Annotated in this window: 16 protein-coding genes; 11 read left to right on the top strand and 5 right to left on the bottom strand. The window is 69.5% G+C overall.

Annotated elements, in window-relative coordinates:
- The first annotated feature begins 45 nt into the window (after nucleotides 1-45).
- The 3 genes from Q4I23_RS08580 to Q4I23_RS08590 all read left to right on the top strand — a co-directional run bounded on the left by Q4I23_RS08580 (nucleotide 46) and on the right by Q4I23_RS08590 (nucleotide 2445).
- On the top strand, nucleotides 46-957 hold the full coding sequence (locus Q4I23_RS08580; protein WP_498525932.1) for a hypothetical protein: 912 nt from the start codon (nucleotides 46-48) through the stop codon (nucleotides 955-957).
- Between the two features lie 67 nt (nucleotides 958-1024).
- A complete protein-coding gene (gene crcB / locus Q4I23_RS08585) occupies nucleotides 1025-1426 on the top strand; it encodes a fluoride efflux transporter CrcB (protein ID WP_014240063.1) in 402 nt (133 codons plus the stop codon).
- Nucleotides 1426-2445, top strand: coding sequence for an RluA family pseudouridine synthase (locus Q4I23_RS08590; protein ID WP_498525933.1), 1020 nt, complete (start codon nucleotides 1426-1428; stop codon nucleotides 2443-2445). Before crcB ends, Q4I23_RS08590 begins: the two co-directional genes overlap by 1 nt.
- 10 nt (nucleotides 2446-2455) lie before the next feature.
- Here Q4I23_RS08590 and Q4I23_RS08595 read toward each other — a convergent pair whose 3' ends face one another.
- Nucleotides 2456-3145, bottom strand: a complete 690-nt coding sequence (locus Q4I23_RS08595; RefSeq protein WP_237903841.1) for a GntR family transcriptional regulator — start codon at nucleotides 3143-3145, stop codon at nucleotides 2456-2458.
- An 83-nt stretch (nucleotides 3146-3228) separates the two neighbouring features.
- Here Q4I23_RS08595 and Q4I23_RS08600 point away from each other — a divergent pair, with 83 nt between their 5' ends.
- The 4 genes from Q4I23_RS08600 (at nucleotide 3229) to Q4I23_RS08615 (ending at nucleotide 6424) form a co-directional block, all read left to right on the top strand.
- Nucleotides 3229-4452: a benzoate/H(+) symporter BenE family transporter gene (locus Q4I23_RS08600; protein WP_498525934.1), complete on the top strand. Its 1224-nt coding sequence runs from the start codon at nucleotides 3229-3231 to the stop codon at nucleotides 4450-4452.
- 57 nt (nucleotides 4453-4509) lie between these two features.
- Nucleotides 4510-5205: an HAD-IA family hydrolase gene (locus Q4I23_RS08605; RefSeq protein WP_498525935.1), complete on the top strand. Its 696-nt coding sequence runs from the start codon at nucleotides 4510-4512 to the stop codon at nucleotides 5203-5205.
- A gap of 21 nt (nucleotides 5206-5226) precedes the next feature.
- On the top strand, nucleotides 5227-5925 hold the full coding sequence (locus tag Q4I23_RS08610) for an ATP12 family chaperone protein (protein ID WP_498525936.1): 699 nt from the start codon (nucleotides 5227-5229) through the stop codon (nucleotides 5923-5925).
- 100 nt (nucleotides 5926-6025) lie between these two features.
- Entirely contained in the window at nucleotides 6026-6424 is a 399-nt protein-coding gene (locus Q4I23_RS08615; RefSeq protein WP_454018135.1) for a COG4315 family predicted lipoprotein, read from the top strand.
- Nucleotides 6425-6494: 70 nt separating this feature from the next.
- On the opposite strand, the gene Q4I23_RS08620 is transcribed toward Q4I23_RS08615, so the two are convergent.
- The 3 genes from Q4I23_RS08620 to Q4I23_RS08630 form a co-directional block, all read right to left on the bottom strand.
- Complete coding sequence (locus Q4I23_RS08620) at nucleotides 6495-7088, bottom strand: PRC-barrel domain-containing protein (protein WP_498525937.1); 594 nt, start codon at nucleotides 7086-7088, stop codon at nucleotides 6495-6497.
- A gap of 160 nt (nucleotides 7089-7248) precedes the next feature.
- A complete protein-coding gene (ygfZ, locus tag Q4I23_RS08625; RefSeq protein ID WP_454018137.1) occupies nucleotides 7249-8154 on the bottom strand; it encodes a CAF17-like 4Fe-4S cluster assembly/insertion protein YgfZ in 906 nt (301 codons plus the stop codon).
- A gap of 157 nt (nucleotides 8155-8311) precedes the next feature.
- Complete coding sequence (locus Q4I23_RS08630) at nucleotides 8312-8719, bottom strand: GreA/GreB family elongation factor (RefSeq protein WP_498525938.1); 408 nt, start codon at nucleotides 8717-8719, stop codon at nucleotides 8312-8314.
- A 318-nt stretch (nucleotides 8720-9037) separates the two neighbouring features.
- Here Q4I23_RS08630 and Q4I23_RS08635 point away from each other — a divergent pair, with 318 nt between their 5' ends.
- The 4 genes from Q4I23_RS08635 (at nucleotide 9038) to Q4I23_RS08650 (ending at nucleotide 13982) form a co-directional block, all read left to right on the top strand.
- A complete protein-coding gene (locus Q4I23_RS08635; protein ID WP_454018139.1) occupies nucleotides 9038-10573 on the top strand; it encodes an ABC transporter ATP-binding protein in 1536 nt (511 codons plus the stop codon).
- A 208-nt stretch (nucleotides 10574-10781) separates the two neighbouring features.
- Nucleotides 10782-11882 (top strand): ABC transporter permease, encoded by a 1101-nt coding sequence (locus Q4I23_RS08640; RefSeq protein ID WP_498525939.1) that lies wholly within the window; start codon nucleotides 10782-10784, stop codon nucleotides 11880-11882.
- Nucleotides 11879-12811: an ABC transporter permease gene (locus tag Q4I23_RS08645; protein WP_498525940.1), complete on the top strand. Its 933-nt coding sequence runs from the start codon at nucleotides 11879-11881 to the stop codon at nucleotides 12809-12811. The genes Q4I23_RS08640 and Q4I23_RS08645 overlap by 4 nt, the downstream gene beginning before the upstream one ends.
- Nucleotides 12812-12905: 94 nt before the next feature.
- The gene (locus Q4I23_RS08650; RefSeq protein WP_014240078.1) at nucleotides 12906-13982 is read left to right on the top strand and encodes a BMP family ABC transporter substrate-binding protein; all 1077 of its coding nucleotides are present in this window, start codon (nucleotides 12906-12908) and stop codon (nucleotides 13980-13982) included.
- Between the two features lie 77 nt (nucleotides 13983-14059).
- Here the strand turns inward: Q4I23_RS08650 and Q4I23_RS08655 are convergent, their stop codons facing one another.
- Complete coding sequence (locus Q4I23_RS08655) at nucleotides 14060-14248, bottom strand: hypothetical protein (RefSeq protein WP_498525941.1); 189 nt, start codon at nucleotides 14246-14248, stop codon at nucleotides 14060-14062.
- Nucleotides 14249-14273: the final 25 nt, after the last annotated feature.

A 14273-nucleotide genomic window follows, 5' to 3' on the forward strand; every position in this document is an offset into this window, starting at 1 on the left:
ACGTTCCGTTTTCAGCATCGTGAAATTGGATTGGGGCGATCAGGAATGACGACGGGCGGCGCGGTGCCGGAGCTGGGGCGCTTCATCGCCATCGACTGGTCGGGCGCCGCCGGCAGGCGCTACGCCGGGGTAGCGGTGGCGGAATGCGGCGCCGAGGGGCCGCCCCGGATCGTTGCGCCGATGGACCGCCTCTGGTCACGCTCCGCCGTGTTCGACTGGCTGCTGGATGGCCTGGCGCGCGGGCCGGCGCTGGTCGGCATCGACTGCGCCTTCTCGCTGCCCTTCGACGTCGCCGGGCGCTACTTCCCCGACCCCGAGGCGGCGACGGCCTTCGATTTGTGGGACCGGGTAGAGGCGGTGGCCGGGGCGGAACCGGATTTCATCGGGGGCGGCTTCGCGGCCCATCCCGACTATGGCGCGGATTTCTGGCGCGCCGGGATGCAGCCGGACTGGTACCGCGACCCGCACCGGCTGACCGAGCGGGTGTGCCGCGCCGACGGCTATGGCAGCCCGCAGAGCCCCTACAAGCTGATCGGCGCCAAGCAGGTGGGGAAGGGCGGGCTGGCCGGAATGCGCATGCTGCGCGCGCTGAAGCAAGCGGCGCCGGACCAAGTGGCCGTCTGGCCCTTCGACCCGCCGTTGCCGGGGCGCACCGTCTTCTGCGAGATCTACCCGCGTCTGTTCCTGATCCGCGCCGGCTTCGGTCTGCGCAAGATCCGCGACGGGGCGGCGGTGGATGCCGCGCTGGCCGCCCTCGGCGCGCCGCCCGCCGGCTTGTCCGGCGCGGTGACCGACCATGACGCGGACGCGCTGGTTTCCGCGGCGGGGCTGCGCTGGCTGGCCGGGCGGGAGACGGTGTGGAGCCCGCCGGCGATGGACGCGCGGACGCGGCGGCAGGAGGGCTGGATCTTCGGGGTCGGCGACCGGAATGCGGGGCTTCCTGCGCCCGGCGCGTGACAAGCCGCCGCAATTCTGGCTCTAATCCGCTCGGGATGCCCGTCGTCCCATCCGCTCCGGAGGTTCCGTGATCGCATCACCGTCCACGCTCGCCGCGGTCGCCGTCGGTGGTGCCGTCGGGTCCATGGCGCGCTATCTTCTGATGACGGCGGTCGGCCATTGGCTGGGCACGCAGTTTCCCTACGGGACGCTGATCGTGAACGCCGTCGGCTGCTTCACCATGGGCGCGCTGGCGGAGCTGGCCGCGCTGGTGTGGTCGCCGTCGCCGGAGCTGCGGGCGCTGCTGATGGTCGGGGTGCTGGGGGGATTCACGACCTTCTCCTCCTTCACGCTCGACGTCGGGCTGCTGGTGGAGCGGAACGCCCTACCGGCGGCGGCGGGTTACATCCTGGCCTCGATGGTGCTGACCATCGCGGGTTTCTTTGCCGGCCTCGCGGTCGTGCGTTCTCTTGTTTCGGTGCCCGTTTGATGAGTGAGAACAAAACCCCCAGCGTGGAAACCCGGACCGTGACGTCCGACGAGGCCGACGTTCGCCTCGACCGCTGGTTCAAGCGCCATTTCCCCGACGTGGGGCACGGCTATCTGCAGAAGCTGCTGCGCACCGGCCAGATCCGCGTGGACGGCAAGCGGGCGGAGACCTCGACCCGGCTCGCCGCCGGCCAGTCCATCCGCATCCCGCCGCTGGCCGACTGGGCCAAGCCGGAGGCCGCCGCCGCGGCCCCCGCGCCGAAGAAGCCGGCCATGTCGGACAAGGACATCGCGGCGCTTCAGGCGCTGGTTCTCTTCAAGGACGGCGATGTCATCGCGCTGAACAAGCCGGCCGGGCTGGCCGTTCAGGGCGGCACCAACACCACCAAGCATCTCGACGCCATGCTGGACGCCCTGCGCTTCGACGCGAAGGAGCGGCCGAAGCTGGTGCACCGGCTGGACAAGGACACCTCGGGCGTCCTGCTGCTGGCGCGCAACACCTTCGCAGCGTCCAAGCTGACGGAGCAGTTCCGCGGCCGCGACGTGCGCAAGATCTACTGGGCCGCCACGGTCGGCGTGCCGAAGCCCTACCAGGGCAAGATCGACCTCGCGCTGGCCAAGGAAGGCGGGCCGCAGGGCGAGCGGGTAGCCGGCGACGAGGACGACGGCAAGCGCGCCGTCACTTACTACTCGGTGCTGGAGAATCTGGGCAAGCAGGCGGCCTTCGTCGCCATGTGGCCGCGCACCGGCCGCACCCACCAGCTCCGCGTCCACATGAACGCCATCGGTACGCCGATCCTTGGCGACGGCAAGTATGCCGGGCAGGGGGCCTATCTGCCGGGCGCCGAGGTCCAGAAGAAGCTGCACCTGCACGCCCGCCGCCTGATCCTGCCGCACCCGCGCGGCGGCAACCGGATGATCGACGTGACGGCGCCGCTGCCCGACCACATGCTGACGACCTGGAAGTATCTGGGCTTCAGCGCCAGCCTGAAGGGCGATCCGTTCGAGGGGGTCGAGTAGGGGCGGGGGTTTACCCCGCTTCGCGCCCCTCCAGAAACGCCGTAAGCTGCTCCGCCGCCTGCCCGACATGCTCGGTGACCAGCCGGCAGGCCGCATCCGCGTCCCCCGCCCGGCACGCCGCCAGCAGCGCGCGGTGCTCATCCTGCGACCGCGGCCGATAGCCCAGCGCCGCGAACTGGAAGCGCAGGTAGCGGTCGGCGGCCAGCAGATGCTGCTCCGTCAGCGCCAGCAGCCGGGGGCGTCCGGCCCGCGCGTAAAGCGTCATGTGGAAGCGCCGGTTCAGCTCGCCCATGCGGCCGGGATCGGCCTCCCCGTCCATCTCCGCGATCAACTCTTCCGCCTGATCAAGGTCCGCCGCCGTCAGGCCGGGCAGCGACAGGCGCAGCGCCATCGGCTCCAGAGCCATGCGGATCGCCCCGATGTCGGCGCCGTCCGCCGCCGAGATTTCCGCGACGACCGCCCCGCGGTGCGGGTGGAACTCGGCCAGCGCCCGCGCCTCCAGTTGACGCAGCGCCTCGCGCACCGGCATGCGGCTGACCCCGAAGGTTTCCGCCAGCTCCTCCTGTCGCAGTGGCGTGCCCGGCGCGATGACCCCGGTCAGGATCGCCTCGCGCAGCGTCGCCTCCACAAACTCCGTGGTGGTGCGGTGGCGCGGCTGCGCGCGTGCCACGAGGCGCGACAGCCCGTCGTTGACCGCCATGCGTGATCTCCCCTTGCCAGGATATTGGATCCAATCTATCACCGTTCCTATCGTTCTGCATCCCCGATGGAGGGTTTCGCGCCATGTCCTCTTCCGACACCGTCCCGGCGACGGGCCTTTCGACGGGGCTTTCCCTGCGCGCTCTCGGAGCCGGCCTGCTGGCGGCCCTGGTCGGCTACGCCAGTTCGGTGGCGGTCGTCATCCATGGCCTGACCGCGGTGGGTGCCGGCACGGAGCAGGTGGTGTCGGGCCTCGTCCTGGTCGGATTCGCCATGGGGCTGACGGCGATGGGTCTCAGCCTGCACCGGCGCAAGCCGATCAGCATCGCCTGGACGACGCCGGGCATGGCGCTGCTGGCCGCCACCGGCGCGGTGGAGGGTGGGTTCCCCGCCGCGGTGGGGGCTTTCGTGGTGACCGGCGTGCTGATCGTCCTGGCCGGGCTGTGGTCGCCGCTCGGCCGCTGGATCGCGGCGATTCCGAAGCCACTGGCCAACGGCATGCTGGCGGGCATCCTGCTGAAGCTGTGCTTGGCCCCCTTCCTGGCGGTGTCGCAGGCGCCGGGGATGGCGCTGCTGGTGCTGGCGACCTGGGCGGTGGTGGGGCGGGTGGCGCGTCTCTACGCCGTGCCCGCCGCGGTGGCGGTGGCGCTGGGGGCGATGGCGCTGGACTCCTCCGGCGGTTTGGCCGGCGGGGCGGCGCTGTTCGGCGCGCTGTGGCCGAGCGTGACCTTCGTCCAGCCGGTGTTCACCTGGGAGGCAATGGTCGGCATCGCCCTGCCGCTGTTCGTCGTCACCATGGCGTCGCAGAACATCCCCGGCCTTGCCGTTCTGGCGACCTACAACTACGCGCCGCCGACCCGTCCGATCTTCCTGGCGACGGGGGCGGCTTCCGCCCTGACGGCGCTGGGCGGTGCTCCGACCGTCAACCTCGCGGCGATCACCGCGGCGCTCTGCGCCAGCCCGGACGCCGACCCCAATCCGGCGCGGCGCTGGCAGGCCGCCTTCGTCGGCGGCATCGGCTACATCCTGTTCGCAGGGCTGGCCGGGGTCACGGCGGTGATGGTCACCCGCTCCCCGCCGATCCTGATCGAGGCGGTGGCCGGGCTGGCACTGGTCGGCGCCTTCGGCTCCGCCCTGATGGGCGCCGTGCAGGTGGAGGCGAACCGCACCGCCGCGCTGGTCACCATGCTGGTCACCGCCTCCGGCCTGTCCTTCGCCGGGGTGGGCTCGGCCTTCTGGGGCCTGCTGCTGGGCGGGGCGGTCCACCTGCTCCATTGGCGCTCCCCGGTGTCGCAGCCGGCAAAGTGAGTTGCGCTTTCCCAATGCGAGCCGCATAAGTCCGGTACGACCCGCGTCCCGGAGGCGATGCCCGTGAGCAGCTCAGAGAATGCCCGTCCCCTGCGGCTGGCCCTGTTCGATTGCGACGGCACGCTGGTGGACAGCCAGTTCGCCATCATCGACGCCATGACCACCGCTTGGGCCGCCCACGGGCTGGGCGAGCCGGACCCGCTGGAGGTGCGCCGCATGGTCGGGCTGCCGCTGGTGCAGGCGGTGTCGCAACTGCTGCCGAACCTCGATACCGAGCGCCATGTGGCCGTCGCGGAAAGCTACAAGGACGCCTTCGCGGCGCTGCGCCACCGCGGCGACCTGCAAGAGCCGCTGTTCCCCGGCCTGCGCGACACGCTGGACGCGCTGGAGGCTGAGGGCGTGCTGCTCGGCGTGGCGACCGGCAAGTCGCGCCGTGGACTGGACGCCGTGCTGGCCCACCACGGGCTGGCGCACCGTTTCGTCACGCTCCAGACCAGCGACATCGGTCCCGGCAAGCCGCACCCCGACATGGTCTACCGCGCCCTGGCCGAAACCGGGGTGGAGGCGGCGCGGACGGTTGTGATCGGCGACACCACCTACGACATTCAGATGGCCCGCAACGCGCGGGTCGCGTCGGTCGGCGTCTCCTGGGGCTATCACGCGGTGGCCGAGCTGGAGGGCGCCGGGGCCGACCGCATCGTTCACCGCGGGCGCGCGGTGGCCGGCGCCGTGCTGGACCTGTTGCACCGTTAAGAGAGACTTCGAAGGACCCTGATGAAGCGCTTCTACAAGACCGCCTCCGTCGACGAGGCCGCCGGCGGCGGCTTCGAGGTGCGCCTGGACAACCGCCCGATCCGCAGCCCGGCCAAGGCGCCGCTGGTCTTCGCGAGCTGGCCGCTGGCCCAGGCCGTCGCCGCCGAATGGGACGCGCAGCCCGAGGACATTGCCCCGGACAGCATGCCGCTGATGCAACTCGCCAGCACGGCGGTGGACCTGATCGGCAAGGCGCGCGCCGCCATCGTCGACGGCGTGGCCGCCTATGCGGAGACGGACCTCCTCTGCTACCGCGCGGAGCATCCCCGGAACCTGGTGGAGCGGCAGGCGCAGCGCTGGCAGCCGCTGCTCGACTGGGCGACGCTGCGCTACGACGCGCCGCTGCACGTCAACGCTGGGCTGATGCCCAAGCCGCAGCCGCCCGAGGCGCTGCGCGCCCTGCGCAACGCGGTGGAGGCCTACGACGACTGGACGCTGTCGGCGCTCCAGACCGCGACCGGCTCCTGCGGCTCTTTGATCGTCGCCTTGGCGCTGGTCGAGGGGCGCATCGACGCCGAGGAGGCGTTCGAGGTATCGCAGCTCGACGAGACCTTCCAGATCGAAGCCTGGGGCGAGGATCCGGAGGCGACCAAACGCCGCGCCGCCCTGCGCGTTGACATCGCCGCCTGCCGCCGTTTCGTCGATCTGCTGCGGGCCTGATCATCCTTCGGGTGGGGACGGAATAAAGCGCCGCGACGGGCGTCCTGTCAGTGAGGGCCGGGTCCGATTGCCCGCCCCATACGACAGGGAGGTTCCGTCCATGCACCGCTTCACCCGTTTCACCGCTGCCGCGGCGATCACGCTGGCGCTCGGCCTCGCGGCACCGTCCGCCTTCGCGCAGGGCGCCATGCCTGCCAAGACCGGCCAGTCGTCCGGCGGCCCCGTGCTGACCGACAGCAAGGGCATGACGCTGTACGTCTTCGACCGCGATTCAGGGGGTAAGTCCGCCTGCAACGGTCAGTGCGCCACCAACTGGCCGCCGCTGATGGCCCCGGCGGGTGCCAAGCCGATGGGCGACTATTCCGTCGTCACCCGCGACGATGGCTCCATGCAGTGGGCCTACAAGGGCAAGCCGCTCTATGGCTGGGCGAAGGACGGCAAGCCGGGCGACACCACCGGCGACGGCGTCAACAACGTCTGGCACGTCGCGCGTCCGTAAGCACGACTCCGAACAGGGAAAAGCCCCCGCGACGCTTGGCCGCGGGGGCTTTTCATGACCGAACCGGCAGTTATTGGCCGGTGCCCGACGGGGCGGCCGGCGGCGTGCCGGTGGCTCCGCCCGGGGCGGTCATGGTGCCGGAGGTGCCAGTGGAGGAGCGGCTCGCCGCGCCGTTCACCGTGTCGCCGGCCTTGTCCTTGTTGCGGTTCAGCGAGGTGGTGGTGTCGGAGTATTCGAACTCCGGCATCTCCTTCACCTGGTCGCGGGTCATGCCCGAGAGCTGGACGCGCTCCTGCTGGGCATCCCAGTTGGCGTTGCCGATGTCCACGGCGATCTGCTTTTCGCCGATGCCGAGGAAGCCGCCCGAGGAGATCACGAGCTGACGGGCTTGGCCGTTGCTGTCGAGGATGATGTCCTCGACCTCGCCGACCTTCTCGTTGTCGGTGCCGTAGACGTTCTTGCCCATCATGCTCTCGGCGCTGGCAAGCGTGCCGCCGGTCAGGCCGGAAGCGCTGCCGGTGGTGGCGCTGCCGCTCTTGTTCATCTCGGTCGCGGTCGGGGCGCCGGTGGTGGGGCTGCCGGTGGTCGGTGACGTGGTCTGCGCCATCGCCGTGCCGGTCATCAGCGCCAGGACGGACGCAGCCGCGATGATTTCCCTACGCATAACTCACTCCTCTCCGTGTTTCGGCGTTTCTGTCGAGTGCCTTGGTTTGTCTCGGTAAGGCAGTTCGACAACAGGGCCTCGGCGGGAATGGTCACGCGGAAAATCGAAAAAATCTTTCGGCTAGTCCGTGCAAGTTTCGGGAATAAAAGTCGCGAAGAACTCAAAAGCTTGCCCAGACTGGCTTTGCCGGAGTGACTGTGGCCTCTCCGGCTGTCAAGATCAATCCGTCTTGCCCCGCACGGGTGATGTCTTCCAGTCGCAACAAGGCAAGCGCCGTGGAGCCATGGCCGCTGCGGATCTCGCCGACCTCCTTGCCCTCCAGCGTCACCGGCGTGCCGGGGGCGGGCAGGGGGCCCTCCAGCGTCACCGGGAACAGCTTCTTCTTGATCAGGGCGCGGTACTTGGTGCGGGCGGTCAATTCCTGCCCCATGTAGCAGCCCTTGTCCCAGGAGATGGCGTTGAGGTCGTCCAGATCGTTCTCCAGCGGCAGCGCCTTGTCCGGAGTGAGGTCGCGGCTGCCCTCCGGAACGCCGAGCGACAGGCGCAGCCGGTCGTAGTCCTCCGCGCTGCGCGGAACGAAGCCCGCCGCCTCCAGCGCCGCCGCGGCGCCCTCGCGCGGCAGGAAGGCGCGGGCGCCCAGCGCCGGCAGGCGCGGGTCGGTGAAGGCGACGCCGCCCGCGAAGGGGATCGCGGCCCCGACCTCCTCCGGCAAACCCAGCCGCGCAAGCGCGTCGCCGCCGAACAGGACGACGGCCAGCATGGCGCCGGCGCGGTCCTCCAGGGTGATCTTGGAGCGCAGCTTGTACATCTTCAGGCGGCGCAGGAATTCCTCGCGCCGCTCCGTCTCGGGGTCGAGCAGAAGGGCGCCGTCCGATTCGGCGATGCGGAAGTCGTGCAGGAACTTGCCCTGCGGGGTCAGGAACAGGGCGTAGACGGCGCGGTCCGCTGCGACGCGGCGCACGTCGTTGGATACCAGCCCTTGCAGGAAGGCCGCCCGGTCCTCGCCCGCGACCGCGATGACGCCCCGGTCCTCCAGGATCGCGTAGCCCGCCTGTTCCGCCGTCATGCCCTTGCTCCGATTGTCCCGTTCAAGTCCCCGATAGTTGGGCGAAGGGGGCAGGGGAGGCAAGGGTGGCGAGGGGTATGCCCTTGCATGGCGCGTCCGCCTTTTCCGCGGACGCGCCACGGTGCAAGCCGTGGTCGATGGACCGTCAGACGGGCTGTCAGGCCGCCGGAGGATCGATCCGCAGGACCTGCACCGACTTGGTGCGGCCGTCGAGCGTGCCGTAGGCGATGGATTGCCCCTCGGACAGGCCGAGCAGGGCGGCGCCCACCGGGGTCAGGATCGAGATGCCGTCCTGGCGCCGGGTCGCTTCGTCCGGTGTGATGAGTGTGGCGGTGTGCCGCGTGCCCCGGTCGTCCGCGAATGTGACCCGGCTGCCGAGCCGGACGAAGGGCGTGCCGCCGCTATCGGGGAAATCCGCGACATTGGCGCGGTCGACCTCGCGCTGGAGGAAGTCGATGACGCCGGCGGGTCGGCTGAGATGGGCGAGAAGGACGTCGAGGCGCCCGAGATCCTGAGGGGTGATTCGGATCGGTGGCGGATCGCCGAGCATCGACTTGCGGTTCATTCCAAAAGCTCCATAAGCAAAGGCCGCCGGAAGTGGCGGCCCTTTCCATAGCTGATGACGACGGCGGCCTCTTGTCAACCGTGCGGCGGCGTGGCATCTGTCCGTGTGCGAAGCAACTGCTGAATTGTTGGGTCATCTGCCGCTTTGTTGGGCTGCGACAGGCGCCCGAAACGGGGCGAATGACCGCAGGCTGGGCAATCGCTTCCCCTGTTGACGGCGAACAGCCTTGACGGGCAAGACTCTCCGAAAGTGGCATGGCTTTGGCAATGCCCCGCCGACTTCACTCCTACCCGGTCCGCCTCCTTGGATTCCCCATCCGTGTCATCCCCTCCGCACCGGCTCGAACTGCGCGGCATCACCAAGCGCTTTCCGGGCTGCCTGGCGAACGATCAGGTCGATCTCGTCCTCCGGCCGGGGGAGATCCACGCGCTGCTGGGCGAGAACGGCGCCGGCAAGTCGACGCTGGTGAAGATCATCTACGGCGTGCTCCACGCCGACGCCGGCCAGATCCTGTGGAACGGGCATGACACCCACATCCCCGATCCGGCGGGCGCGCGCCGGCTGGGCATCGGGATGGTGTTCCAGCATTTCTCCCTGTTCGACACGCTGACGGTCGCCGAAAACATCTCGCTCGGCCTCGACCAGCCCGGTCCGATGGACGCGCTGTCGGCGCGCATCGCCGAGGTATCGGAGCGTTACGGCCTGTCGCTGGACCCGCGCCGCCACGTCCACAACCTGTCGGTCGGCGAGCGGCAGCGGGTGGAGATCGTGCGCTGCCTGCTCCAGGACCCCAAGCTGCTGATCATGGACGAGCCGACCTCGGTCCTGACGCCGCAGGAGGCGACCCGCCTGTTCGAGACTTTGCGCCGTTTGGCGGCGGAGGGCTGCACGATCCTCTACATCAGCCACAAGCTGGAGGAGATCCGCGCGCTCTGCGACACCGCCACGGTGCTGCGCGGCGGGCGCGTGGTCGGAAGCTGCGACCCACGCCGGGAGACGGCGCGCAGCCTCGCCGAGATGATGATCGGCACCGAGCTGTCGACTCCGGAGCGGTTGCCACAGGGGGAGGCCGGGGCACCGAAGCTCCAGGTGCGGCATCTTTCCACCACCTCCGACAACCCCTTCGCCACCAACCTGAAGGACGTGTCGTTCGAGGTGCGGGCCGGCGAGATCCTGGGCATCGCCGGTGTCGCCGGCAACGGGCAGGCGGAGCTGATGGCCGCGCTGAGCGGCGAGGCGCTGGTGCCCGACCCGGCATCGGTCGCCATCGAGGGGCGGCCCGCCGGGCATCTCGGCCCGCGCGAGCGGCGCCTGCTCGGCCTTGCCTTCGTGCCGGAGGAACGGCTGGGCCGTGGCGCCGTGCCGGAGCTGAGCCTGTCGGAGAACGCGCTGCTCTCCGGCTACGCCCGCGAGCCGCTGGTGCGCAGCGGGCTGGTGCATTTCGGGCGTGCCCGCTCCTACGCCGAGCGGATCATCGGCGCCTTCAACGTGGTCACCCACGGCCACCGGGCGGAAGCGCGGTCGCTGTCGGGCGGCAATCTCCAGAAATTCATCATCGGCCGCGAGATCCTGCAGAAGCCGCGCTTGCTGGTGGTCGGCCAGCCGACCTGGGGCGTGGACGCAGGCGCGGCGGCGGCGATCCACCGGGCGCTGATCGACCTCGCGCGGGCGGGTGCGGCCGTCCTGGTGATCAGCCAGGACCTGGACGAGCTGTTCGTGCTGAGCGACCGCATCGCCGTGCTGTTCCACGGCCATTTGTCCGAAAGTCGCCCCACCCACCACACCAGTGTGGAGGAGATCGGCCTGCTGATGGGCGGCCTCTTCAACCACCCGCCCGACGAGGATGAGGAGTGATGGGACCGACGCTTTATCCCCTCTCCCCTCTGGGGAGAGGGAAGGGTGAGGGGGATGCCCTTTTGCCGAACGCCGCGCCCTGCGCAACCCCCTCACCCCAACCCTCTCCCCGCTCCCGGCGGACCTTTGGTCCGCCTGCCGCGCCAGCGCAAACTCTGTTTGCGCGTGAGCGGAGGGGAGAGGGGGCAATCCTCGGCAAGGTGCGGGCATGACCCTCCTCCGTCTCGAACCCCGCGGCGAGGCGTCGCGCGCGATGGTCTACGCCACGCCGCTGCTGGCGGTCGCGCTCACGCTCGTCAGCGGCTTCCTGCTGTTCTGGGCGATGGGCTTCGACCCGGTGAAGGCGCTGCACGCCTTCTTCATCGCGCCGCTGATGTCGCTGCGCGGCCTCGGTGAGCTGGCGGTGAAGGCGACCCCCTTGGTGCTCTGCGCCATCGGCCTCGCCATCGGCTTCCGCGCCAACGTCTGGAACATCGGGGCCGAAGGGCAGCTCACGCTCGGCGCCATCACTGGGGGCGGTCTGGCGCTGGCCTTCTACGGCGAGGGCGGCTGGTGGCTGCTGCCGCTGATGATCGTCGCGGGCATGGCCGGCGGCGCCTTGTGGGCGGCGATCCCCGCCTTCCTGCGGGTGCGCTTCAATGCCAGCGAGATCCTGACCAGCCTGATGTTGAACTATGTGGCGCTGCATCTGCTGAACTACCTGATGCACGGCCCCTACCGCGACCCGGACGGCTTCGCCTTTCCGGAATCCCGCCTGTTCGAGGCCGACGCGGTGCTGCCGCTGCTGGTCGCCGGGACGCGCGTGCATCTGGGGTCGCTGTTCGCCCTGCTGGCGGTGGCGGCGGGCTGGTTCCTGATGGCGCGCACCTTCATCGGCTTCCAGATCAAGGTCATCGGCCTGACCCCGACGGCCGCGGGCTACGCCGGCTTCAACCAGAAGAAGATCATCTGGCTGACGCTGCTGCTGTCCGGCGCGCTGGCCGGTCTGGCCGGTCTGGGCGAGGTCGCCGGGCCGATCGGCCAGATGAATCCGACCATCTCCCCCGGCTACGGCTACACCGCCATCATCGTCGCCTTCCTGGGGCGGCTGCACCCGGTGGGCATCCTGCTGGCCGGCTTCCTGATGGCCCTGTCCTTCATCGGCGGTGAGGCGGCGCAGATCGCGCTCGGACTGCCCAAGGCCATCACCGGCGTGTTCCAGGGCATGCTGCTGTTCTTCCTGCTGGCGACCGACGTGCTGATCCGCTACCGCGTGCGCTTCGGCGCGAAACGGGCCACAGGGACTGTGGTGGGGAGGGCCGCGGCATGAGCGCCGAACTGGCCCTTCTCGGCCCGATCCTCGCGGCCATGCTGGCCGCCGCCACGCCGCTGCTGTTCGCCGCGCTGGGCGAGCTGGTGGTGGAGAAGTCCGGCGTCCTGAACCTCGGCGTCGAGGGCATGATGCTGGTAGGCGCCGTCTGCGGCTTCGCCGTGGCGGTCCAGACCGGCAGCTCCACGCTGGGCTTCATCGCCGGTGCGGCGGCGGGGGCGGGGATGGCGGCGCTGTTCGGCGTGCTGACCCTGCTTCTGCTCGCCAACCAGGTGGCGACCGGCCTCGCGCTGACGCTGTTCGGCGTCGGCCTGTCGGCGCTGATCGGGCAGGGCTTCGTCGGCATCCCCATCGCCGACGTGCCGGAACTCTACATCCCCGGCCTGACCGACCTGCCGGTGATCGGCAAGGCGCTGTTCGGGCAGGACGCGCTGGTCTATCTGGCGCTGGCGGCGGTGCCGGCGGTGCACTGGTTCCTCTACGCGACGCGCAAGGGGCTGATCCTGCGCGCGGTCGGCGAGAACCACGCGGCGGCCCACGCGCTCGGCTACAAGGTCATCCGCATCCGCTTCCTCGCCGTGCTGTTCGGCGGCGCGATGAGCGGCATGGCCGGGGCCTTTCTGTCGCTCGACTACACCCCGATGTGGGCGGAGGGAATCTCCTCAGGGCGCGGCTGGATCGCGCTGGCGCTGGTGGTCTTCGCCACCTGGAAGCCGGGCCGTGTGCTGCTTGGCGCCTGGCTGTTCGGCGGGGTGACCATTGCGCAGCTCCACGTCCAGGGGCTGGGAATTGACATTCCGTCACAACTCTTGTCGATGCTGCCTTATCTGGCTACCGTCATCGTCCTGGTGGTGATTTCACGCGATGTCGCCCGAATCCGGCTGAACGCGCCGGCCAGCCTCGGGAAGGTTTTCCATCCCGATGCCTGATGGGCCGACGCCTGACGGGCTCCGGGATGTTTGCAAGTCTTACGTTCGTGCGCAATCAATTGGATCAGGGAGCAAACACGTGAACAGAAGGACCATGGGCAAGGCCCTGATGGGTCTGGCCACCGGCGCCGCCATGCTGGCGCTGGGCGTCGGCGCGGCCGACGCGCAGGAGAAGATGAAGGTCGGCTTCGTCTATGTCGGTCCGATCAGCGACCACGGCTACAGCTACCAGCACGACCAGGGCCGTCTGGCCGTGGAGAAGGAGCTGGGCGACAAGGTCACCACCACCTTCGTCGAGAACGTGCCCGAGGGCGCCGACGCCGAGCGCGTGATCGAGCAGCTCGCCTCCTCCGGCCACAAGCTGATCTTCACGACCTCCTTCGGCTTCATGAACCCGACGCTGAAGGTCGCGCAGCGCCATCCCGACGTGAAGTTCGAGCACGCCACCGGCTACAAGCGCTCAGCCAACGTCGCCACCTATTCCGCGCGCTTCTACGAGGCCCGCACGGTCATCGGCCAGATCGCCGGCAAGATGACCAAGTCGAACATCATCGGCTACATCGGCTCCTTCCCGATCCCCGAGGTGGTCAGCGGCATCAACGCCTTCACCATCGCCATGCGCGAGGTGAACCCGAAGGCCGAGGTCCGCGTCGTCTGGGTGAACAGCTGGTACGACCCCGGCAAGGAAGCCGAGGCCGCCAAGGCCCTGATCGACCAGGGCGCCGACGTGATCTCGCTGCACACTGACAGCCCGGCGGCCATTCAGGTCGCGCAGGAGCGTGGCCTGTGGGTGTTCGGCCAGTCGTCGGACATGACCCGCTTCGGCCCGAAGGCGCACCTGACCGCCATCGTCGACGACTGGCGTGAGTATTATGTGAACCGCGTCAAGGCGGCTCTGGACGGTTCCTGGAAGTCGCAGGACACCTGGGGCGGCTTCAAGGACCACATGCTGTTCCTGGCCCCCTACAACCCGGCGCTCCCGGCGGATGTCGTCGCGGCGGCCGAGAAGACCCGCACCGACATCATGGAAGGCAAGCGCCACTCCTTCCAAGGCCCGGTGAAGGACCAGTCCGGCAAGGTCGTGATCGCCGAGGGCAAGCAGGCCACCGACGAGCAGATCCTGAAGATGGACTGGTACGTCGAGGGTGTGCAGGGCAAGGTTCCGAAGTAAGCGGAACCGGTCGCCAAGAAAGAAAAGGGGAGGCTTCGGCCTCCCTTTTTTGTTGCCCGCTTTTTATGGGCCGCCGCTCAGCCCGGCTGGCGGCCCAGCGCCGCCCAACCGGCGGGGGCGAGGCGCATCACCTCCGGTCCACTGCCGGCGGGGTTGGGCTCCATCGTCACAAGCTCCCGGTTCTCGAACCAGACCCAGCGGGGAACCTCCGCCGCGGTGGGGACCCAGCCCCCGGCCATCCGCTCCAGCACCTGTCTCTTATACACATCTCCGAGCCCACGAGACTATAAC

It is taken from the genome of Azospirillum sp. UFLA03-27 (assembly GCF_059803775.1).